Raw genomic sequence first — 21336 nt, 5'->3', positions numbered from 1 at the left:
CTCTGTGGCAGTCTCGACCCAGACAACGAAGGGAGTCAACGTGTCCGACGCTTCCGGACGCCTGGTATGGCGTAAGAGTTCGGAGAGCCTCAACGGCGACTGCGTGGAGGTCGCGTCGCTGAGCGAGGGGGTTGCCGTACGGGATTCCAAGAATCCCGAGGGCGGGATGCTCCGTTTCTCGCGTTCCGGATGGCAAGCCTTCCTCCGGGGCGCCGACCAGGGAGAGTTCAGCAACCTGTGATCGATTCACCCGGCGCGTGCCGGCGACCTTCCCGCCCAGCTTGCGTCGTGGTGGGAGTGAGAACGCCCGGCCCGCAGGCCCGAGCCGGGCGTCTCAGCCGGCGGGCGACCTCGGTCAGCCGCAGCTGGTCCTTCTAGACAAGGTCGTCGAACTCTCCCTTGGCTGCCCCGTCGAGAAACGCGGCGAACTCTCCGGTCGTGAACGCCAGCACGGGACCGTCAGGGTCCTTGGAGTCCCGCACGCCGATCACCTCACCAACCCTCGCCACCTCCACGCATTGGCCACTCTGCTGGGTTCTGGTGCTCTTGCGCCAGACGGCGCGGCTGAAGTCGATCATGAAAGCTCCCTTGCAGCGTCCCGGATCATCGATGCGGAGTCATCCGGGCTGAGCGCCATCGCCCTCAGTCGGTCGAACGCCTGGGTCACGCTCTGTACCTCGGCGTCGCCTTCAGGGTAGAGATCACCGGCCATCGTCTCGATGTAAACGACTTCGCGGTCGGCGGGGTCGGTGAACCCGAGGATCACGAAGCCTCCGGGGGCGCCGGGATGGGCGCCCGCTTCGAACGGCACGATTTGAACGTCGACGTGCGGCAGGGCCGCGATGGTGGCGAGATGGTTCATCTGCTCGGCCATCGTTGCCGCACCGCCGACCTGCCGGCGGATCGCGGCCTCGTCGAGAACGACCCACAGCGCTGGTGGATTATCGCGGTGCAGCAGCGCCTGTCGACGCAGGCGAATCTCGATTCGCCGCTCGATCTCCTCTTCGGTGAGGCGAGCGACGCCGCCGTGCAGGCTCGATCGGGTGTATCCCTCGGTCTGTAACAGGCCGGGGATCGAGATCAGCTCGAAGTTCCAGATCCTGGTGGCATCGGACTCGAATCCGATGTAGGTCGCGTACTCGTCGGGGATGCTTCCGGCGTACCGATGCCACCATCCACGCTGTGTGGACGCCTGGGCCACATCGAGTAGGTCTGCCGTGGTGGAGGCGTTCGCGCCGTAGGTCTGCAGCAACGCCCGCACCGCCGGCACCCGAACGCCGACGAGCGCACGCTCCACCCGCGAGAGGTGAGACGAGGAGATCCCCGCGCTCGCCGCAGCTTCCTCGATCGTCATGTCGATGGACTCACGCAATTTGCTCAGCTCTCGCGCGAGCCGTCTGCGTCTCAAAGTAGGCCAGTTCGGCACCAGGACAGCATGTCACATCCCACGACAACATCGACCACGCAACTTGTCTGGATCTAGTCCGCCCTGTAAGACTAGGAACGCCTAAGACTAGTCAGCTGTCGGTCGGCGAACGTCTGCCATCAGCGCTCGATCAGGTCGGGGAGGTACACACGGTGGGGTACCTAGTGGGGATCGCGGTGTGTGCGGCGCTGCTGGTGGGCTTCGCGGCGGGATTCGCGTTGTTTAGGCGTGCGCAGCGATGGTGTCCGGGATGCGGCATGCCGATCAACCAGGCGCACTGCCCGCTCGCCTCAAGGTCCTGGGAGGCGGGACAGGTCCCCGCATCCCAGGCGCAAGCGGCGGATCTGGCCACCGGAGGCGGATCGCGATGACGACAGGGCTGGTACCTACCCACGTCTGCGCGATGTCTCGCCCTCAGTGCGGCCTGACACGGACGGTGCCGGGCGCCAGTGAGGTGGTAACCGGCGTCCGCCAGGATGTCGGGCCACCCGGTCTCCTCGCGGTGGTGACCGCCGGACCGATCCGGAAGCCGATTGACCCCAGCGTGGTCAAGCCAGGCAGTCTGACCCCGATCAGTGCGCCGGGGACTGTCGGCGACGCATCGGCTCGTCCGATCGATCAACAGCGGCAGCGGCCATGATCCCTGCTCAGAGTCCGCAGCCCTCACATCTGGCCCGGCACATGCCTCCGGTGCCGCGCCGCTTCGGCACGGAGGGCGGAATCACCCCGACCGACATCGCCGAAGCGCGCAAAGAACTTGGCCGCCACCTCGCCCAGTGGCGTGCCGTCGCCGGGCTGCGACAGGTCGATCTTGCCAAGCTCATTCGCTACTCCCGAAGCCAGATCGCCAACGTCGAAGTCGGCCGGGACAACACCACCCGCGTTTTTTGGCGCAACGCCGACGCTGCCCTGGGCGCACGGGGAGCACTGCTGTCCATGTCTGACCAGGTCCGGGCACTTGTACAGGACTTTCAGGCACAACGAGATCACGCACGCGACCAGGTGCGCCAGCAGGCCGGGACACCGTCGACCCCGCCCATCTCTCCAGTGCTGGCCTGTCCGGCTGCCTGTGCGTGCGGGCCGGCCGTCGTCGGCCGGTGGACCACACGGGAGATCCGCGCGTTACGCGAAGCACTACGTATGAGCCCACGTGCGTTCTCCGAACACCTCGGCATGACCATCGCAACCGTTTCCAGCTGGGAGCACCGGACCACCCCTGCGCTCGACGAGCAGTCGGTGCTGGACCAGGCCCTCACCGCCGCCGACAGCCACTCCAAAGCCCGGTTCTGGTTACTTCTCGACGACCCCGAAGGCCCCATTCCCGGCGCGCATGACCACCCGGCTGCCGCCCGCAGGCCCACCGCCACCCCGATTCACCACGCGAACCGCATACGCCCAGCTTCCTGACAGCCGCCAACCGCCGAGACGAGAGGGAGGGCCGATGCATCGCCCGATCCCCACGCTGCGCGGCACCCTGACTCACACCACCGCCGTCGAGCTGTAAGCGCCATCACCCGACCTCGACCGCAGCATGCGTAAGGTGCGGCAGAACCCCATGCCCCGTACGAACATTCTCCGCATCCGTCATCGCGGCAGCCGGCGAGATCCCTTCCTGGTACGACACCCCGCCTGCACCCGCCGAGACGGCACCCGCCGAACCCCGACAGCCCGAGCGCATACCCGGAAGGACGTCGAAGCCGAGCGAGAGGAGGGCACCGGAGCACTTCGGCCACCCGGTCGGCAGCCGCGACGCATTGGACGCCGAGGGCCTGCTCTACGAGCGGGAGTACTGAGTCGCCGCCGCCTATGTGCGGGCCCCGGCAGCCCTGACGACAACTACCGCGGCACCGGGTCCCCGGCTCGGCAACCCTTGTGCGACGGACCCTGCGGGTCAGCCACGAGCCGCGCCTGTCACCCGTGCCGCCAGTTGCTCTACGGGCAGTGTCCCGTCGAGGGTGACAGTGCCGGCCGGCAGGGTCTGAGCCGCTTGGGCGCACCGATTCACCTGGGCCAGCCGCCAGGTGCGGACCTGCGCGTCTCGGGCTGGATCCTGTGGCTAGAGCGACTGCGCCTCGATCCGCCTCCGGATGACGTCGGTCGGAACGGTGATGAAGTAGTGCGTGACGTCCATGCCGTGGGCACGCAGTCCGGTGAGGATCTCATCGAGGTAGGGCCAGACGACGACGGTCATGGGCACGACCAGTGTCCGCTGGTATTCCTGCGCGAGTGCGACCGCCGTGTCCACGACGCTGCGTCGCCATACCCGCAGGTCCTGGAAGTCCCCGCTGGGCGGTAGCGGCACGATCTCCCGGAGCATGAACCCAGGTAGTTCGGCGTCGAAGAGCAGTAGCTGGGGATCGTCCGCGATCAGCTGCTGCGCCAGCGTCGTTTTCCCCGCGCCGAACGCGCCGTTCACCCAGATCACCCGCACGGACTGTTCTCTCCCGCTGGTTCGAATGCTGGCCTCCCCACCGTAATCGGCGGCGCGGCGTGATGTACCAGCAGCCGGTCGCGGGAGTCGGCGGTAGTTCAGGTCGGCGATGCGGTCGTACTCAGCGATCAGCACACCCCCGGTGCCCAGCACCTGATCGCAGCGGGTCCAGAACGGCCGCTCGGGGAGCTGTCGGCCGGTTTCGGTGTTCGCTATCGAGCTGCGCCCGTACTGCACGAGCCGGGCGAGCCCGTGCTGGGTGCGGCCGGCGTTTTTGCGCAGGTGGGCGAGGCGGCGGCCGAGCGCGCGGCGAGCGGCGGTGATCTCGTCGTGGTCGACCATCGCTGCTGCCACCCCCGGGTTGCTGCGGTCACGATGAGCGAACACCGTAGCCGCACCCGGTGACACTTTTCGGCTGCCACTGACGGCCTTTGCCTGGCTGTCTGCGGTGGTCGTGCGGGCTCTCGACGCCCTGCCGGCAGGCCGGGACGGCAGTGCTGGCGGTGTCGGAGTTGGTGTCGGAATCTGCCGACAATGTCAGCGCACGGCGCTGCGGGCGTGTCGCCCCTGCCCCGTCCTACCGTCTCCGCATGCCTTCCGGACGTCGCGATTTCACCGCCGATCTGCCCCGTAAGCGGATGGCCGCCGGGCTGCTGATCACCGACGCGGACGAGCGGGTTCTGCTGGTCGAACCCGTTTACAAGGCGCAGTGGGAGATCCCCGGCGGGTGCGTCGAGGCTGACGAGTCGCCCTACCAGGCCGCGATCCGAGAGTGCCGGGAAGAGCTCGGTCTGGGCATGTCGCCAGGCCGGTTACTCGTCATGGACTGGGTACCGGCCCGAGAGGGGCGCACCGAGGGCGTCATGGTCATCTACGACGGCGGCACCCTCGATGCCACCACGACGGAACGGATCGTGGTGCCGCCGGAAGAGTTGAAGGGCTGGGCGTGGTCCGACCCGCCACAGACCGCCCAGCGGTTACGGCCGCTGCTGGCCCGCCGGATCGCCGAGGCGCTGCGCGCCCGCGCTGACGGGTGTACCTACTACCTCGAAGACGGCGTCCGGGTCACCTGACCGCAGGCCAACGGGGCCTTCCTGCGGAAGGCGCTGCCTCGGCGGCACCAACCGAGATCACCGACAGCGGCACCTGCGCGGTCCCGCCGTTTTCCACGAGACACCACCACCACCCACCGCAGTTCACCCTGCTTACCTTTCGGGAGGTACCGCCATGCCCAGAATCGACCACCCCGACCGGACGCCGGCCCGTCCCCAACCGCAGCGGGATTCGGTGCTGCCGGAGTTGCGGGAGGTGTGGTGGGAGACCGGTGTGCGGGCGCGGGCGCAGGCCGGTCTGTTCGCCGTGTTCTCGGAGCTGCCGCGGCTGGTCTGGGCCGCGCTCGTGGTGAGCTGGCGCGCCGACCGGCTGCGGACGTCGGTCGTCGGTGTCACGACGGTCGGCGCGGGGGTGATGGCGGCGTTCGGGCTCCTCGCGGCGCAGCGGGTGCTGGTGGAGCTGTTCGCCGGCGGACCGACCGCCGACAAGGTGCTGGCCGCGCTGCCCGCCCTGGCCGCGCTCGCGGCGGTGACGGCCTTGCGCGCCGGCATGGCCGCCGCGATGGGGTACGCGCAGAACGGCCTGACGCCGAAGGTCGATCGGGAGGTGGAACGCGGCCTGTTCGAGGTGACGACGGCCGTGCGGCTGGAGGCGTTCGACGCCGACGCGTTCGCCGACGACATGGAGCGAGCCTCCCGCGGCGCGAACTCCACCACCGGCCTGGTGCAGGCGTCGATGAACCTGCTCGCCGGCCTCGCCGGCGTCCTCGCGGTCGCGGTCGCCGTGGTGGTCGTCCACCCGCTGTTGCTGCTGGCCCTGCTGGTGGCGACGGTGCCGAACGGGTGGGCGTCGCTGCGCGCCGGGCACCTGCGCTACCAGACGTACGCCGCCGGGTCGGTACGCCGACGCCGGCTGTGGCTGCTGCACCGGCTGATGGCCGAACGCGACTCCGCCCCCGAACTACGCTCCTACGGTCTGCGCGGCTTCCTGCTCGACCAGTACGACCGGGTCATGGCCGTCGAGACCGGCATCCAACTCGCCCTCGCCCGGCGGGTCACCACGACGACCACCGTCGGCGCGATGATCGGCGGAGTGGCCACCGCCGTGGTGTACGTCCTGCTCGGCCTGCTGCTCATCGATGGCCAGATCCCCCTCGCCGCCGCCGCGACCTGCGTCATCGCCGTGCAGTCCGCGCAACGGTCCCTGGCGGTGGTCACGTTCCAGGTCGACCGGGTTTACACCGAGGGGCAGCACTTCCGCGACTACACCGGCTTCATGACCCGCGCCGCCGACTACCTGCCACCCCACGCCGAACCGGCCGCCGAGTTGCCGGCACCGGGCCGGCTGGAGGGGATCACCGTCGATGCGGTGAGCCTGCGCTATCCCGACCGTGACACGGCGGCCGTCGACCAGGTCAGCCTGACCATCGAGGCGGGGCAGACGGTGGCGTTCGTCGGGGAGAACGGCTCCGGCAAGTCCACCCTCGCTACCATGATCGTCACCCTGCGCACCCCGACCAGCGGCACCATCCGTTACAACGGCCGACCAGCCGAGGACTGGGGCAGCGACGCGCTACGAGCGCGGATCGGGGTGGTGACGCAGGAGTACCACAAGTGGCCGTTCACCGCCGCCACGAACATCGCCGTCGGCGACATCACCACCCACGCCGAGCGGACCCGCATCGAGGCCGCCGCCGCACGCGCCGTCGCCCACGACATGATCACCGACCTGCCTCACGGCTATGAGACGCTGCTCGACCGCACCTTCGCCGGCGGCCAAGACCTCTCCGGCGGCCAATGGCAGCGCATCACCGCCGCCCGCGGGTTCCTGCGCGACGCCGACGTGCTCGTCATGGACGAACCCTCGTCCGCCCTCGACCCCCGTGCCGAGGACGCCCTCTTCCAGGCCATTCGAGACCGGCAGGGGCGCGGCATCACCATCCTGATCACTCACCGGCTGGCCAACGTTCGCCACGCCGACCGTATCTTCGTCCTGCACCACGGCCGTCTCGTCGAGTCCGGCACCCACGACCACCTGATGAACGCCGACGGGCGGTACGCCGAACTGTTCACCCTCCAAGCCGCCGGCTACGACACCACTGGTCCCGCTGCGGCGGTGCCCCGGCAGACCGCGACCGCCGGACGGAGCACGCCATGACGACGTCGAACCCCACGAAGCTTGCATGTGCAAGTCACCCAGTCCCCTTGGGGAGGACGCCTCGCAAACGTGAAAGCGGGGCAGACAGGTGCATAGTGGGGTCTGCCTTACCGGTCAGATCTGTGAAGGCTTTTGCCAAGCGGTGGCTTCGAGGGTGCGCCAGAGCGCTCGCGGCGCAACTCTGCAGCCGGCTCGGACAAGCCGGCGACCCGACACCCGCGGGGCGGTGAACGTGGCTGACCGGATCCGTATCGCCATCGCGCAGACTCACGTCGCCGCCGACCCGGCCGCCAACGGCACCGCGATCCGGGCCGCCGTGCGGCAGGCCGCCGACGGCGGCGCCCGGCTCGTCCACTTCGCCGAAGGCGCGCTGAGCGGCTACGCGGGTGCGGCCAAGCCGCACTACGCCGGATGGCGCATCGACTGGGCGCCGGTCGCCGAACAACTGGCCGCAACGATGGCACTGGCCGGTGAGCTCGGGGTGTGGGTCGTGGTCGGCGGCAACCATCGGCTCACCGGAGACCACTGGCCCCACAACTCGCTGTGGGTGATCGCCGACAGCGGCGATGTGGTCGACCGGTACGACAAGCGGCTGCTGTCGCACAACGAGGTCAGCGGTTTCTACACCCCGGGTGAGCACGTCTGCACCTTCGCGGTGGACGGGTTCACCTTCGGCTGTCTGCTCTGCATCGAGGTCAACTTCCCTGAGCTGTGGATGCAGCAGGCCGACCTCGGTGTGGACTGCGTGCTGTTCTCCAGCTTCTCCGAGGACCCGATCTTCGAGATCATCGCCCGCGGGCACGCTGCCACCACCGGATGCTGGGTCAGCATGGCCGTGCCCGCCCAATGCGCGCCGGCCGCGTCCTGCGCGCTGATCGGCCCGCACGGCTATCTGCTGCGCCGCGCGAAGTCGGACGGCCCGGACGTCGTCTGCGTCGATCTGGACCGCACCGATGCGGACCTGGATATCGCGCTGAACAAGGCCCGGCCGTGGCGAGCCGCCGCCCGGGCCGGTGACATCTACGCCACCCGCCGGGTCACCGATGCCCGCAGCTTCGACCGCACCCAACCCTGAGCCTCTGTAAAGGGAGCAGCCGTGACCGACCTCGACCGGGCCTTCCACGCCGTACCGGGCCCGATCTACACCCACCATGAGCGGCACGGCGAAACGGTGCACCGCTCGGCACCGGAGTCGATCCGCCGCGAGCTGGCCGCCCTGCAGGTCCACCCCGGGGACCGGGTGCTCGAAATCGGTACGGGCTCCGGGTACAGCGGCGCGCTGCTCGCGCAGTGCTGCCCGGACGGCCAGGTCACCAGCATCGACATCAGCGACGAACTCGTCCGCCGCGCGGCAGCCATCCACGCCGAGCGCGGGGTAACCGGCGTCGACTGCCATGTTGGCGACGGCCTGGCCGGCTATCCAACCGCAGCGCCCTTCCATCGAGTTGTTTCGTGGTGTGCTCCGCCGCGGCTGCCGAAGGCGTGGACGCAGCAGGTCGTGAACGGTGGGGGGATCGTCGCGTGTCTGCCGATCACGGCTCTGCCGTCGGCCACGTTGATCGCCACCATCACCGTCGCGGCCGGGAAACCTCGTATCGAAGCCCTCGCCGGGGGCGGCTACGCCCAGAGCACGCCCGTCGCGGTCGACGATGCCCTGACCGTCCCCGGCCGCTGGGTCGACTACTGCGACCGCCGGCCCGATCCGTCCTGGATCGGCATCTGCTGGCGTTCTGCCGACGACGCCCAGCACACCGGCGCCCGCTCCGCCCTCGGCCAGCTGCTGCATCCCGGGTACACCGACACGTATCGGCAGATGGAGCTGCACTGGCGCTCCTGGTACACCTGGACGTCCGCGCTCGGCGACCCGCAGCTGAGCCTGGTGTCGCTGCGCAACGAGATCCGCGGACTCGGTCACACCACACCACGTTCGGCGGCGGTGATCCTGACCGATGGCAGGGTCATCGCGGACCGGCCGGACTCGCCGTCGCTGCACTCCTTGCGGACCTGGCTGCAACGGTGGGAACACGCCGGCCGTCCGGCACCCGAGTCCTTCGCCCGCACCCTCGTGCCGCACGACGGCCCTGACCTCGCCGGCTGGGACCTGCAGGTCGGCCACGGCTCCGTGACCACCCGACCGGCAGCCGCCGCGGCGCGTCGATGAGCCTCGCCGCCCTTGAGCAGGCCCGCAACCGAGGTGGAAGGGCAACCTATTGACCAGCCGATATCGCACCATCGTCGTCGTGCACGTGCTGCTGCGCCGCGCCGACGGCCAGGTCCTGTTCCTGCAACGCGCCGGCACCGGTGAAGCCGCCGGCCAGCTCTGTCTGCCCGGTAGACACCTCGAAGACGGGGAATCGGTCGTCGTCGGCGCGATACGGGAGACGGCCGAGGAAACCGGTGTCGAGCTGTCCGAGACGAATCTGGAGTTCGTTCATGTCGTGCACCGCCGCCACGGCCACGACGACCCGCGGCTCGGCTTCTTCTTCCTCGCCACCGGCTGGCAAGGCCAGCCGGTCAACCGGGAACCCCACAAATGCGCAGGCCTGATCTGGGCGGACCCGGCGCAGCCACCCGCCACCACGATCGCGTACACCGTGGCCGCCCTGGAACAGATCCACAGCGGGCGCCCCTTCTCCCTGGACGGCTGGGCAGAGCACTCGCCCCCCGACAGCCTGGCCCAACTTCCCCCCCCCCCCCCGGCGACTGACCCGGCGAGTGCAGCCGCTGCCTCAATGCGCCCGACATGCTCGCACTCTCCCCGCTCGGCAGCCACCTCGTGAACGGAGGCCTCCCGTTGACTGTTGTCTTCAAGCCGGACGGCATCGACACCTGCGACCCGCCCCTGGCGGGTACCGGCCGACTGGCCGCTCCCGGCCCTGCCCGACGGCGTGCTCAACACCCACCAGTGACGCGGACGGTAGCGGCTTCGCCGCGCCCGCGCCCGACACCCCGCATCACGCAGATGAACACCTCCGGAAAGGACAGCAGGAGTGGACACCACGGTCGAGAGCACCTCACCGGACCGGCTCCGCGCCGACCTGGTAGCAACCCTGACAGCGAAGAACTGGATCCGCACACCAGCGATCGAGCACGCCTTCCGGACGGTGCCCCGGCACCTGTTCGTGCCGGACACGGTCACCCCACAACAGGCGTACGAGGATACGATCGTCGTGACCAAGCGCGGGCCCGACGGCAAGTCGACCAGCACCGTCTCGGCGCCATATCTCCAGGCATATGCCCTAGAACAGGCCGATCTGCGGCCGGGCGCACGCGCCCTCGAGGTCGGCTCCGGCGGTTTCCAGGCGGCCTTGATGGCCGAACTAGTCGGCCCGGACGGGCACGTGGTCACCGTCGACATCGACGCCGACATCACCGGCCAGGCCCGCACCTACCTCGACCGGGCCGGCTACCCCCAGGTTCAGGTCGTGCACGGCGACGGCAACCTCGGCCACCCACCGGGAGCCCCGTTCGACGCGATCATCGTGTCCGTTGAGGCCGGCGACATCGCCCCGTCCTGGATCGAGCAACTCGCTCCGAGCGGCAGGATCGTCGTTCCGATGCGGATACGGACGCTGACTCGCTACCTCACTCTGCGGCGATCCGGTGATCATCTCGTCGCGACCGCAGCCCTGCAATGTGGCTTCGTCGCGATGCAGGGCAACGGCAGCCAGCTCGCCCGCCGGGTGCCGCTGCGCGGCAACGACATCGTCCTGCTGCTCGACGATCCGACCGAGGTAGATGCCGGCGCTCTCACTGCTGCCCTCGACCAGCCGCGACGGGATGTGTGGTCGCCGGTCACCATAACCATGCACGAGCTTGAGTCGTTCGAACGCTTGCACCTGTGGCTGTCCAGCCAGCCCCGCCCGTTCGGTGCCCTCGCCGTCGACCGGCAACGTACCGAGGGCCTGGTCGACCCGCAGGACCGGTTCACCTGCCCGACCCTGCTCACGTCCGGCAGCCTCGCCTACCTGACCATGCGCAAGATCGGCGATGACCGGTGGCAGTTCGGCGCTCACGGCTTCGGCCCCGACGCGCGTGCGCTCACCGCCGACCTGCTTGACCTCATCGCCGTCTGGGACCGTGACTACCGACATGCACCCGCTCCGGAGATTGCGGTCCACCCGCACGGCACCACCCCACCACCAGCTACCGGGCAGCCACAACTCGTCGTGCCCCGTCGGCACACCGTGATCGCCACGACCTGGCCAATGCCGGGGGGGTGCGCGGTGACCACCGGCTCGTGCATCGAACGCAATTCCCCGGGCTCTCCAACGTTGGTGATCATCCGTGGAAATTCCGGCAGTGGGAAGACCACGACCGCCCGTGAGGTACGACGCCGTTTCGGACGCGGTGCGGCCCTGCTGGAACAGGACTACCTGCGCAGAACCGTGCTCCGGGAACACGACATCGCCCACATCGACCCGGTCGCCCCGACGTTCATCACCGTGACCGCACGCGCCGCCCTCGACCTCGGTTACCACGTCATCCTCGAAGGCATCCTGCACACCGAACGCTACGCCCGCGTACTCCGTCAGCTCATCGACAACCATGCCGGACCGGTCGCCGTGTTCTACCTCGACGTGTCCTTCGACGAGACCGTCCGCCGCCACCTCCGTCGCGACGAACCCATGTCCTTCACCCCCGCACAGATGCGCAGCTGGTACACCGACCGCGACCTGCTCGACGTCCCCGGGGAGACCGTCATCGGCGAGACCAGCACCTTCGAGCAGACGGTCACCACGATCCTGCACGCAAGCGGCCTCACCACCGTCGTCCCGCAGACGCCCTGCCCACGACGATGCCCGCACTGCGCCCGCAAAGCCGACCAGACGACCACCGCGACGGAGGCTCCGTGACGCCGCCTCCGGACCGGAACTCCGCAGATCAGACCCGCTCTTGTCCACCGCAAGCCACTCAAAGGCGTACGCCGGGAAAGAAGGACCGTATCGATGAGAGACATGCCCACGGAATCGCGACAGACAACCGAATTGACCAGCACGTTCGTGATCGATGGTGTTCCGGGACGCCTGGTCACCACCGCTACGTCGAACGGCGAGGTCGGTCACGTCGACCTGCGGGCCGGCACGCACAACTCCACCCTGGCCGGACTCACCGACGCCCTGTCCACCGCGATCACCACCGCACTCCGAGCCGGAGCACCCTCAACCGCGTTCGTCGATGCGTTCCGGCGTACCCGCTACGTTCCAGCCGGCGCGACCGGTGATCCGCACGTGCCGCATGCGACGTCGCTGGGCGACTACCTCGCCCAGCGCCTGCACCACAACCACCCCGACGGGCCGGAACGGCCATGACGACGCTGCCCGCCGGCTGGGCGGACCCGGCAGACGTTAGGCGCGGTAGCGAGTTGCGGGAGTTGGTCAGGGCCAACGTGCCGCTGATGCGGGCGCTGACCGTGGTGCGGGACTCGGGGCTGCCCGACGCGTGGATAGGCGCGGGTGTCCTGCGCGACCTGATCTGGGGACGCCGCTACGGCACCGGGTTTGACCTGCGTACGGTGCAGGATGTCGACGTTGCGTTCTTCGACCCTGCCGACCTGAGCCGGGACAACGACGATCGGGCCACCGCCCGGCTGGCCACGATCGAACCGGGCGTGCCGTGGGAGGCGAAGAACCAGGCCGCCGTGCACACCTGGTACCCGCACCGGTTCGGCGGGCCGCCGGTCCCACCGTTTCGCGGCATCGCCGAGGCGGTCGCGACCTGGCCCGAGTACGCCACCGCCGTCGCGATCCACCTCGACCCCGACAATCACATCGAGGTCTGTGCGCCGCATAGCCTTGATGATCTTCTCGATGGCGTGTGGCGACGCAATCCCACCCGAGTCAGCGAACAAACCTCCTACGAGCGGCTTTCCCGCCACCAGCCGGCGCAGCGGTGGCCGGGAGTCCGCGTCATCACCAGCCCTCCCGCCCACAGGGAGGACCGGTGACCGGGTTGTTCCTCGTCGACGGGCACCAACTGCTCTACCGCGCTTGGTTCGGGTTCCCTGCCCGGATCACCAGCCGCGACAAGACCCGCGACCTGACGGGCGTGTTCGGGTTTCTCGCCCTCATGCGCAAAGCCCACCGCCTTCACGCACCCGACCACGAACTCGTCGTCGTCTTCGACGGCGAACACGCCGCCGCCCGGCGCGCCGCCGCCGTGCCTGGTTACAAGGCGAACCGGGCTGGTGCCGACCACACCCCCATCGCGTCGCTGCCCGACGTCAAGCGGGCGCTCGACGCCGCGGCCGTCCGCTGGACAGAGATCGACCAGATGGAAGCCGACGACGTCATCGCCACCGCCACCACCAGCGCCGTCCATGCGGGCCGATCCGTCGTCTGCTACTCCAGCGACCGGGACTTCTACCAACTCCTACAGCCCACCGTCACTGTCCTCACCCCACGCCGCACCTTCATTACCGCCGCCGACATCCACCACCGCTATTGCATCCACCCCTGCCAATGGCCGGACTGCCGGGCACTCACCGGCGACCCCGCCGACAACATTCCCGGCATCCGCGGCATCGGTCCCACCACCGCTGCCAACCTCCTCACCGACGGCTGGCACCTCGACCAACTCCCCGACAGCCCCCGACTCCGCAACCCACGCTGCCACCCCATCACCCACCAGTGGACCCAGCTGCTCGCTTGGCGCGACGCCATCCGCCTACGTACCGACATCCCACTCCCCGACACGCTGATCACCGGCCAGCCCACCGCGCCCCTGCCCCGCGCAGCCCACCTCCTCGACCAACTCCACCTCTGGTAACGCCCGATCCGGCCGGCCCGAAGTTCTGCGGCAGCCCGGTGGCGGCGTTCGACTACGGCGACACGCTCATCGGCATCAACCTCACCGCCTTGGACGACCAGGACGATCCCCTTCTCGTCCCGGTCAACCAGTCCTTCCGCGACGACGCGGTCACCTGGCTGCCTCAGGTCCCCGACACTCAGCACAGCATCAGCTGATTGTCTGGTACCGGGAGGCAGACAGCACCAGCCCGAAGCCTGGGGGTTCTGCCGGGGGACTGCGGAACGCGTCCACGGCTACCGTGCATTTGCCCGAACATCATCGTGCCAAAGAGGGGCGACGCTCCGACACGCCAAACCCTAATTGGAACACTCGTTCGAGGCGACTAGGTTGGCTGCTGCCCTAGCCACCAGAACGCAGGTGGTGACTCCTCTTGCCTATCGTGGGCGCCCTTGTCGTCGAGAGCCTGGCCCTGAACGCCACGATCGACGTGCCGTTGACGTTGCGGCGTATTCACCGCCTTCCCGCCTGGAACGCCACCGGCGACCAGCCCGCCCAGTGGACACTGATCGACTTCACCTGCCCCGACGACGCAGGCCCCTCCCTGTCACGCTGATGTGAGACAGCCCGTCTACCAGGGGATACTCTTCCTGGACGGCCCTGAGGAGAGCACATCAGCATGACGTCGAGGCCCCATGAGAGTCTGGATCCGGACGCCCGGCCCCAGCGGCGGACATTCACCGCGGAGTTCAAGGCGAGGATTCTGGACGAGTACGAGTCGGCGCCGGATGCGGCGGCTCGCGGGGCGATTCTGCGCCGGGAACGGCTGTACGGTTCACACCTTCTCGACTGGCGCAAGGCGCGGGATGCCGGAGCCGCGGCCGGCCTGACGGACCGGCGGCAATCGGCTGCGCGGGCGGCGAAGAAGGCCGAGAACGCTGAACTTTCCCGTCTTCAGCGGGAGAACGCCCGCCTGCAGGCCGAGTTGAACAAGACCCAGACCGCGTTGTCGATCATGGGAAAAGCTCACGCGCTCTTGGAACTGCTCTCCGAGAGCGCGGATGCCGTGGCGATGCCGAACTCGTCCTCGCCGAGGCGCAGGCGGCGCTGACGCCGTTGTGGGGCATCGCGCCCGCGTGCCGGCTGACCGGCCTGTCCAGGGCGACGCTGTATCGCCGTAGTGCCCCGCCGCTGGTCTCCCGGCCGAGAGCACCGCGTAAGCCGCCGCCGTCCGCGCTGACCGAGCCTGAACGCCGGCAGGTCCTGGACCTGCTCAACAGCCCGCCATACGTGGATCTGGCCCCGGCGCAGGTGTGGGCCCGCGAACTCGACGAGGGCCGCTGGTGGTGCTCGGAGTCCACGATGTACCGGATTCTGCGGGCCGCCGGGCAGACCGGCGAACGCCGCAGCCAGGCCACCCATCCGGCCCGGACCAAACCCGAACTGGTCGCCGACGCCGCGAATCAGGTGTGGTCGTGGGACATCACGAAGCTGCGCGGCCCGGTCAAGGGCGTCTGGTTCCACCTTTACACGGTGATCGACATCTGGTCCCGCTACGTCGTCGGGCACATGGTCGCCGCCCACGAGGACGGCCAACTCGCCGAAGCGCTGATCGCCGACGCCGCCGCCCGCGAACGCGTGAACCCCGATCAGCTGACCGTGCACGCCGACCGCGGCGCCGCGATGACCAGCAAGACCGTCACCCAGCTGCTGACCGATCTCAAAATCGGCCGCAGCCACAGCCGGCCCAAGACCTCCAACGACAACCCGTACATCGAGGCCAGCTTCAAGACACTCAAGTACGACCCCACGTTCCCAGAGCGGTTCGGATCGATCCAGCACGCCCGACAGCACTGCGAAGCGTTCTACAGCTACTACAACCACGAACACCGGCACTCCGGGATCGGCCTGCACACCCCGGCATCGGTCCACCACGGCACCGCCGGACAGATCCGTGAACAGCGGCAACGCACCCTCGACGCCGCCTGGGCCGCACATCCCGAACGGTTCGGACGCCGCCGTCCCCAACCACCCCAGCTACCGGACCGGGCATGGATCAACAAACCCGACAACAGCCACCCGGAACAGGCCGTGACCTCGGCCGGAGCCCCTCTTCCACCAGCACAAAGCTAAACAAAATCAAGAAATTGTCTCAGTTGACTTGACAGGTTCCGGCCAGCGGCGGGCAGGTCACCGGCGGCAGACTGTTGCCCGCTCTTCCCGAAGGCCTCGGATGCCGCTCGGCGTTCTCGAGCGCTGGCTCCGTGGTCCAGTATCCTGAGCGGCCGGTCCGCACGAACAGGTCGTTCCTGGAAGGAGCGTGGGCGGTGCGTCTGATCGCCGGGCGGTATGCCGAGATTGCGAACACACGTCGTGTTGGTGGTCAGGCAGAGGTCTTCGAAGCCGCCGACTTGCATCAGGGCGGCAGGCACGTGGCGGTGAAGCTGGTTCCCGCCACCTCGGATGAGATCTACCGCATCTACTTCGAGCGGGAGACCGCGGCGCACCACAAGCTGGACCACCCGAACATCGTGTCGCTGCTGGACAGCGGCACCGACCACGGCGCCGGCGTGTACTACGTCGTGCTCAGCTGGGTGCCGGTGTCGCTCCAGAATTGGCTGGTGGCAACCGCGCCCGAGACGCCGGGCTGGGACGATGTTGCTGAGGTTGTCGCGCTGCCGTTGGCGTCGGCGTTGGCGCACGCACACTCGATGGCGGTGCTGCACCGCGACATCAAGCCCAGCAACGTGCTGTGGGACGGCGAGAAGCCGCTGATCGCCGACTTTGCCCTGAGCAAGATCAAGGACCAACTCGCGGGCGCAACCGACGCGACGGTTGCCGGGATGACCAGCGCGCCCTGGGCACCACCGGATTTGGCCTCGCGTGGCTCGACCAGGTTCGACGTCTACAGTCTGGCCGCGACGCTGCTGCAATGCGTCACCGGCTGGGAGCTACGTGACCTGCCAGACATCGCCCGCGCGCTCGATGAGGCCGACCTGCCGCCCGCTGTCCTGGCGCTGCTGCGACGCTGCCTGAGCGTCGATGCGGCGAAGCGGCCGGCCGACGGACAGCAGTTCTACCTCGAGCTGCAGGCCATTCAGGCGGCGCGCAGCGAGAACTGGCACGACCAGAAGGTGCTGTCGTTCGAGCTGTCTGGTACAGCGCGCCGATCGCTGGAGGAGGCCGGTGAGGGCCGCTCTGCCGACAACGTCATCGCGGGGCTGCTCGGCGCGGCTACCTACGTACTACCCCGGCTAAAGAACATCGCCGGGCGCATGGTGCTTACCGCCGACGAGTTCCGCCTTGTAGGGGACCAGGTCGAGTTGGTGCTGGTCTTCAAGAATCGCCACCAGCTGCTCTGTACCCGCGCTGAGATCAAGGACTTCGACGAGCTCGAACGCTGGCGCCACAAAGACGAAGCGGTCGTCCTGGACAGCCGCGACCTCACCTGGACGACGCTACGGTCGACAAACCCGCAGAGAGCCGCCGCAGCCGCTGACGAGCTGCGTCTGCTGCTGGAAAAGGCTGTCCAAGACGCGGGTGATCGCCACAGCGACACCTTCAAGCAGGCACGGCTGACCAACTGGTCACAGCTGATCGAGGCCAAGGAAGCGCTGGAGAAGCGCCTTGAGGAACCCATCACCTACACCCGGGTCAGCCGCGACGGCGTCCTGTTCGATGTGCAGACGACGACTCCGCTGACCGGCGCGTTCCTTGACCAGGAGCGCATGGCCCGCCCCGTCGACGAACCCGCGATGCGGGGCGTTGCGGTGACGATCGCCGAGGTCGACGGTACGGACATCACGGTGCGGGCGACCCGACCCGGCGTCGATCTGCCTTTCCACGGGGTGCTGGTGCGAGACCGCACCCCGTCCCAGGCCGCGATCCGCCGGCAGAAGACCGCGCTCGCCGCCCTGCGCGACGGCAGCTCCGCCCGCCCGCACCTGCGCGAGCTGGTGCTGGATCCGTCAGTGGCGAGCGCGCCGGAGCCGGTGGCGTTCGAGCCGCTGCGCCCGGACTTCGACGATGACAAGAAAATCGCCGTCGCGCACGCGCTCGGCTCACCGGACCTGTTTCTCGTCCAAGGTCCCCCCGGCACGGGCAAAACCTCGTTCATCGCCGAACTCGTTCACCAGCACCTCGCCGCACGCCCTGGCGATAAGGTCCTGCTGGTCAGTCAGATGCACGTCGCGATCGACAACGCGGTCACTCGGCTGTACCGCTCCGGCGTCACCTCGGTCGTGCGTCTGTCGAGCCGCGACGACAACGTTGACCCGGACGCCGCCCACCTACTGCTGTCGAACAAGCTGCGCGCATGGGCGGACGAAATTCGCGCTCGCGCCCGCGCCGGCATGGCCGCGTTGGCCGATCGCGAGGGTCTACAGGTCGACCATCTGTCCCTGGCACTTCTTGTCGAGGAAGCCTTGGCCACCCTGCGGCAGAAGACCGAGATCGCCGAGCTGCTTGGCCCGCTTGATGACGACGACCGGCTCGACAACGAAGACCTGTCCGAGGAACGTGCCGAGCTGCTGGCGGACTATCTGCGCGCCGTCGAGCGCGCCGACACCGCCGCCGCTGAAGTCCGCACCGCGGCCAGGGCCCTTGAGGTCACCGTGCCGGACGACTTGGGGGAGCCGGAGCTGGAGAAGCTCGTCGCCGGCCTGCTGGACGCGCCCGGCGCCGGGCCGCGGCTGCGGGAACTGCTGCGGACCCAAGGCGACTGGCTGGCCAGCCTCAACGACCCGCAGACGGCTGAACCGATGTTCCTTCCCACTCAGAGCGTGGTCGCCGGAACGTGCATGGGCTTCTTGGCCAACCCGCACATCCAGAACATGCAGTTCGATCTGTGCATCATCGACGAGGCATCGCGGGCGACCGCCCCTGAACTGCTGGTGCCGATGACCCGGGCCAAGCGGTGGGTGATGGTGGGCGACACCAAGCAGCTCCCGCCCATGGTGGAGGAGGTGTTCGAGCATCGTGACCTGGTCGAGACCTTCGACTTGGACAAGATGTTCCTCACCTCGTCGCTGTTTGACATCCTGCTCGGTGAGGCACCGCCAGCCTGCACGGCCAGTCTGGTCACCCAGCACCGCATGGCCCAACCAATTGGTGAGCTGATCTCTCAGGTCTTCTACAGCGGCACCCTCGTGCACGACCCTGTACCGGTCCTCGCGCCCGAGTCGGTTAACGACAGCGACCGGCTTGTGTGGTTCTCCACCAGCCGACGCACGAATCGCCACGAGGACGCCCGCCACGCCGGAAGCGCGAGCACGTCGAACAAGCTTGAGGCGAAGAAAGTCGCCGGACTCGTCGCGCGCCTCGACACGGACGTCCGCGCCGGCAAGTACGCCCGCACCGACGGCGGCAAGCTGGAAGTACTGATCCTCACCGGATACCGCCGGCAATGCACCGAGATCGAACGCGCGCTCCGGCGCCTCACCCTGCGGCACGTCACCGTGCAGGTCAAAACCGTGGACGCGGTCCAAGGACGCGAAGCCGACGTGGTCATCTTCTCTGTCACCCGCAGCAACCTCAGCGGCGAACTCGGCTTCCTCGCCGATCGATACGAGGGCCGCGTCAACGTGGCCCTGTCCCGCGCCCGGGAACTGCTCTGGATCGTCGGCGACTCCGAGTTCTGCAGCAGCAAACAAGGCCCCCTCAACCGGGTACTCACCCACATCACGACCACCGGAGGAAGGGTGCAGTACCTGTGAGCCGCGACATCTTCGCCGACGCCGCACGCCGCCACGCCCACGCACTGCCGGGACACACCCTGCTCGCCGCGGAGCCGTGCGCCATCCCCGCCTCCGTGCTGACTGTCGACGTTCTGGTTGAGCAGTCCGAAGACCTCGAAGCCGGCCAGAAGTACACCCTGCGCGCCCTGCTCGGCGGCATCGACACCGTCGAAGACCTGCAACTGTTTCTCGGTCTCAACGACGGCGACACCGGCCGCGCCGTCGCCGGACTCCTCCTCGCCGAGTACATCACCTATCAGCCACCCGCCGACGGCGGTCTGCGGCGCCTGCAGCTGCTGCCCGCCGGGCAGGAAGCCGCCCGCGACGCCCAGCTACGCCGCCCGATGTCCACCACCATGCCGGTCGTCTACGACCGCCTCACCGGCACCGTAACCGACTGGCGACGCAACTCCCTACGCCGCTCCAACCAAGCGAAAGCTGATCCCGGGCGCCTCCTGCTGCCACCGGCGAGCAGCATGCCGGTCCGCGTCGTCGACCTCAGCCTCGCCGCGCTTACCAGCACCCTGGACCCGCGCAGCCGCGACGGGGCACGCCTGCTCGGGATCAGCGGCGTTATCGAGAACCGCAACTTCTACCACGACGCCATCCTGCTCGTCTTCACCGACGACGAGACCCGCCAGATACGCCTCGGCGTCGACGTCGACGGCAAGTGGAGCGAACCGCACACCGCCGCGCTGGAGAACATCGGTGCCGTCGAACGCCTGCGGCTATCGGCCGCACCGGTCGAACACCCCCACGCACCCGTCACCGACCCCGGCAAGCGGCTGAGCAAAGCCGAAGTCCTCGCCCTCCAAGCCGCCGGAGACGATCCGGACGGTGACGGTGGGAATGCCGCCTTAAACCAGGCGGCGATTCGCTGGTTGGGCGTGTACGAACACCCGGCCTGGCTCGACGCCGCCCTCGCCACCTCACGGCGCCGGCTGATCATCAGCAGCCCACAGATCCGCACGGCCGTCGCGTCCAGCCGGTGGATCCGTGCGCTGGAAAACCTGGCCCGCACCGTCGACGTGACGATCGTGTGGGGCCCCGGCGACACCGACGGAACCGATCAGGAAGCCCTCGACGCCCTGCACGCCGCCGCCCGCCGCGCCAACCGCCTCGCCGTCGTACGGGTCGCCACCACCCCAGCGAAAATGCTGATCAGCGACAGCTACTACATCACCACCAACTTCAACTGGCTGTCATTCCGCGGCGAACCGTCACGCATCTACCGCCCAGACGACGGCGAACTCGTCCAGGACCAAGCACTCACCGACCGCGCCTACGACACCTACCTGACCGAGGCATGCGCCCACGCGGTCGAGGTGGTCGGCACCCTTCCCGCCAAATACCGCGCCGAGGCCGGGCCCGGCTCTGACGCCACCCAGACGAACCAACACCTCGCACCGAGCAGCGGCACCGAACGGGCGGCCCGCCGGCCGACGGCGCCATCGAGGGCAGAACGACGCCGGGCAGCACTCAGCAAACTCGAAGCAGGCCAGACCATCGCAGGACCGGTGAAGCGCCTGACGCCTTTCGGTGCCTTCGTCACCCTGGGCGAGATCGACGGCTTGATCCACATCTCACAGATGGCAGACCGCCGTGTCGAGCACCCGTCAGAGGTCGTCAACGTGGGTGAGACGGTCACCGTGCAGATCCTCGACGTCGATATCGCGCGCGAGCGGGTATCGCTGTCGCTGAAGGCGGCGACCTCCGCCAGCTCTGAACCGAGCCGGGCGAGACCTAAGTCGCCAGCCTCGCCCTCGAAGACACGTCGTTCCCGCTGA

20 protein-coding genes and 1 pseudogene are annotated in these 21336 nt (G+C 68.5%); 18 read left to right on the top strand and 3 right to left on the bottom strand.

Translation table 11 applies throughout. From position 1 onward, the window contains the following. Positions 1 to 40 precede the first annotated feature (40 nt). On the top strand, positions 41 to 241 hold the full coding sequence (locus ID554_RS07635) for a DUF397 domain-containing protein (RefSeq protein ID WP_099845045.1): 201 nt from the start codon (positions 41 to 43) through the stop codon (positions 239 to 241). A 133-nt stretch (positions 242 to 374) separates the two neighbouring features. Here ID554_RS07635 and ID554_RS07630 read toward each other — a convergent pair whose 3' ends face one another. Together ID554_RS07630 and ID554_RS07625 are read right to left on the bottom strand one after the other, a co-directional pair. Further along, on the bottom strand, positions 375 to 578 hold the full coding sequence (locus ID554_RS07630; RefSeq protein WP_091330000.1) for a DUF397 domain-containing protein: 204 nt from the start codon (positions 576 to 578) through the stop codon (positions 375 to 377). Continuing rightward, entirely contained in the window at positions 575 to 1426 is an 852-nt protein-coding gene (locus ID554_RS07625) for a DUF5753 domain-containing protein (protein ID WP_223884480.1), read from the bottom strand. Before ID554_RS07625 ends, ID554_RS07630 begins: the two co-directional genes overlap by 4 nt. Positions 1427 to 2116: 690 nt before the next feature. Here ID554_RS07625 and ID554_RS07620 point away from each other — a divergent pair. Further along, positions 2117 to 2833, top strand: coding sequence for a helix-turn-helix domain-containing protein (locus ID554_RS07620; RefSeq protein WP_223884479.1), 717 nt, complete (start codon positions 2117 to 2119; stop codon positions 2831 to 2833). Between the two features lie 649 nt (positions 2834 to 3482). On the opposite strand, the gene ID554_RS31455 is transcribed toward ID554_RS07620, so the two are convergent. Next, a complete protein-coding gene (locus ID554_RS31455; protein WP_223884635.1) occupies positions 3483 to 4199 on the bottom strand; it encodes a helix-turn-helix domain-containing protein in 717 nt (238 codons plus the stop codon). Positions 4200 to 4447: 248 nt separating this feature from the next. On the opposite strand from ID554_RS31455, the gene ID554_RS07605 reads away from it, so the two are divergent. The 16 genes and pseudogenes from ID554_RS07605 to ID554_RS32725 all read left to right on the top strand — a co-directional run bounded on the left by ID554_RS07605 (position 4448) and on the right by ID554_RS32725 (position 21336). Then, positions 4448 to 4930 (top strand): NUDIX domain-containing protein, encoded by a 483-nt coding sequence (locus ID554_RS07605; protein WP_223884478.1) that lies wholly within the window; start codon positions 4448 to 4450, stop codon positions 4928 to 4930. 154 nt (positions 4931 to 5084) lie between these two features. After that, positions 5085 to 7067: an ABC transporter ATP-binding protein gene (locus ID554_RS07600; protein ID WP_117230925.1), complete on the top strand. Its 1983-nt coding sequence runs from the start codon at positions 5085 to 5087 to the stop codon at positions 7065 to 7067. A 226-nt stretch (positions 7068 to 7293) separates the two neighbouring features. Beyond that, positions 7294 to 8142 (top strand): carbon-nitrogen hydrolase family protein, encoded by an 849-nt coding sequence (locus ID554_RS07595; protein WP_223884477.1) that lies wholly within the window; start codon positions 7294 to 7296, stop codon positions 8140 to 8142. Positions 8143 to 8163: 21 nt separating this feature from the next. Next, complete coding sequence (locus ID554_RS07590; RefSeq protein WP_117230924.1) at positions 8164 to 9228, top strand: protein-L-isoaspartate O-methyltransferase family protein; 1065 nt, start codon at positions 8164 to 8166, stop codon at positions 9226 to 9228. Between the two features lie 79 nt (positions 9229 to 9307). Further along, a complete protein-coding gene (locus tag ID554_RS32980) occupies positions 9308 to 9847 on the top strand; it encodes an NUDIX hydrolase (RefSeq protein ID WP_223884476.1) in 540 nt (179 codons plus the stop codon). A gap of 210 nt (positions 9848 to 10057) precedes the next feature. Continuing rightward, positions 10058 to 11260 (top strand): annotated as a pseudogene (gene fxlM, locus ID554_RS32975) (methyltransferase, FxLD system); the annotation flags it as partial. 51 nt (positions 11261 to 11311) lie between these two features. Then, on the top strand, positions 11312 to 11923 hold the full coding sequence (locus ID554_RS32970) for an AAA family ATPase (protein WP_396888541.1): 612 nt from the start codon (positions 11312 to 11314) through the stop codon (positions 11921 to 11923). Positions 11924 to 12055: 132 nt separating this feature from the next. Beyond that, positions 12056 to 12379: a TSCPD domain-containing protein gene (locus ID554_RS07570; RefSeq protein ID WP_117230922.1), complete on the top strand. Its 324-nt coding sequence runs from the start codon at positions 12056 to 12058 to the stop codon at positions 12377 to 12379. Further along, a complete protein-coding gene (locus ID554_RS07565) occupies positions 12376 to 13014 on the top strand; it encodes a nucleotidyltransferase family protein (protein WP_117230921.1) in 639 nt (212 codons plus the stop codon). The genes ID554_RS07570 and ID554_RS07565 overlap by 4 nt, the downstream gene beginning before the upstream one ends. Further along, positions 13011 to 13835, top strand: a complete 825-nt coding sequence (locus ID554_RS07560) for a 5'-3' exonuclease (RefSeq protein WP_199489301.1) — start codon at positions 13011 to 13013, stop codon at positions 13833 to 13835. Before ID554_RS07565 ends, ID554_RS07560 begins: the two co-directional genes overlap by 4 nt. A 38-nt stretch (positions 13836 to 13873) precedes the next feature. Beyond that, positions 13874 to 14032 (top strand): hypothetical protein, encoded by a 159-nt coding sequence (locus tag ID554_RS07555; RefSeq protein ID WP_191088747.1) that lies wholly within the window; start codon positions 13874 to 13876, stop codon positions 14030 to 14032. A gap of 215 nt (positions 14033 to 14247) precedes the next feature. Then, positions 14248 to 14430 (top strand): hypothetical protein, encoded by a 183-nt coding sequence (locus ID554_RS07550; RefSeq protein WP_147333595.1) that lies wholly within the window; start codon positions 14248 to 14250, stop codon positions 14428 to 14430. A gap of 63 nt (positions 14431 to 14493) precedes the next feature. Continuing rightward, entirely contained in the window at positions 14494 to 14925 is a 432-nt protein-coding gene (locus ID554_RS07545; protein ID WP_113974894.1) for a transposase, read from the top strand. Positions 14926 to 14930: 5 nt separating this feature from the next. Next, positions 14931 to 15947 carry an IS3 family transposase gene (locus ID554_RS07540; RefSeq protein ID WP_191088746.1) on the top strand — a complete coding sequence of 339 codons (1017 nt, stop codon included), beginning with the start codon at positions 14931 to 14933 and terminating at the stop codon, positions 15945 to 15947. A 194-nt stretch (positions 15948 to 16141) separates the two neighbouring features. Continuing rightward, positions 16142 to 19528, top strand: coding sequence for a serine/threonine-protein kinase (locus ID554_RS07535; protein WP_147333642.1), 3387 nt, complete (start codon positions 16142 to 16144; stop codon positions 19526 to 19528). Continuing rightward, positions 19525 to 21336, top strand: coding sequence for a S1 RNA-binding domain-containing protein (locus ID554_RS32725; protein WP_117231310.1), 1812 nt, complete (start codon positions 19525 to 19527; stop codon positions 21334 to 21336). The genes ID554_RS07535 and ID554_RS32725 overlap by 4 nt, the downstream gene beginning before the upstream one ends.

The organism is Micromonospora craniellae (genome assembly GCF_014764405.1).
In the GTDB taxonomy this organism is placed as follows: domain Bacteria; phylum Actinomycetota; class Actinomycetes; order Mycobacteriales; family Micromonosporaceae; genus Micromonospora; species Micromonospora craniellae.
Note: the sequence above shows the minus strand (reverse complement) of the source record. Positions and strands in the feature narration are given on the sequence as shown.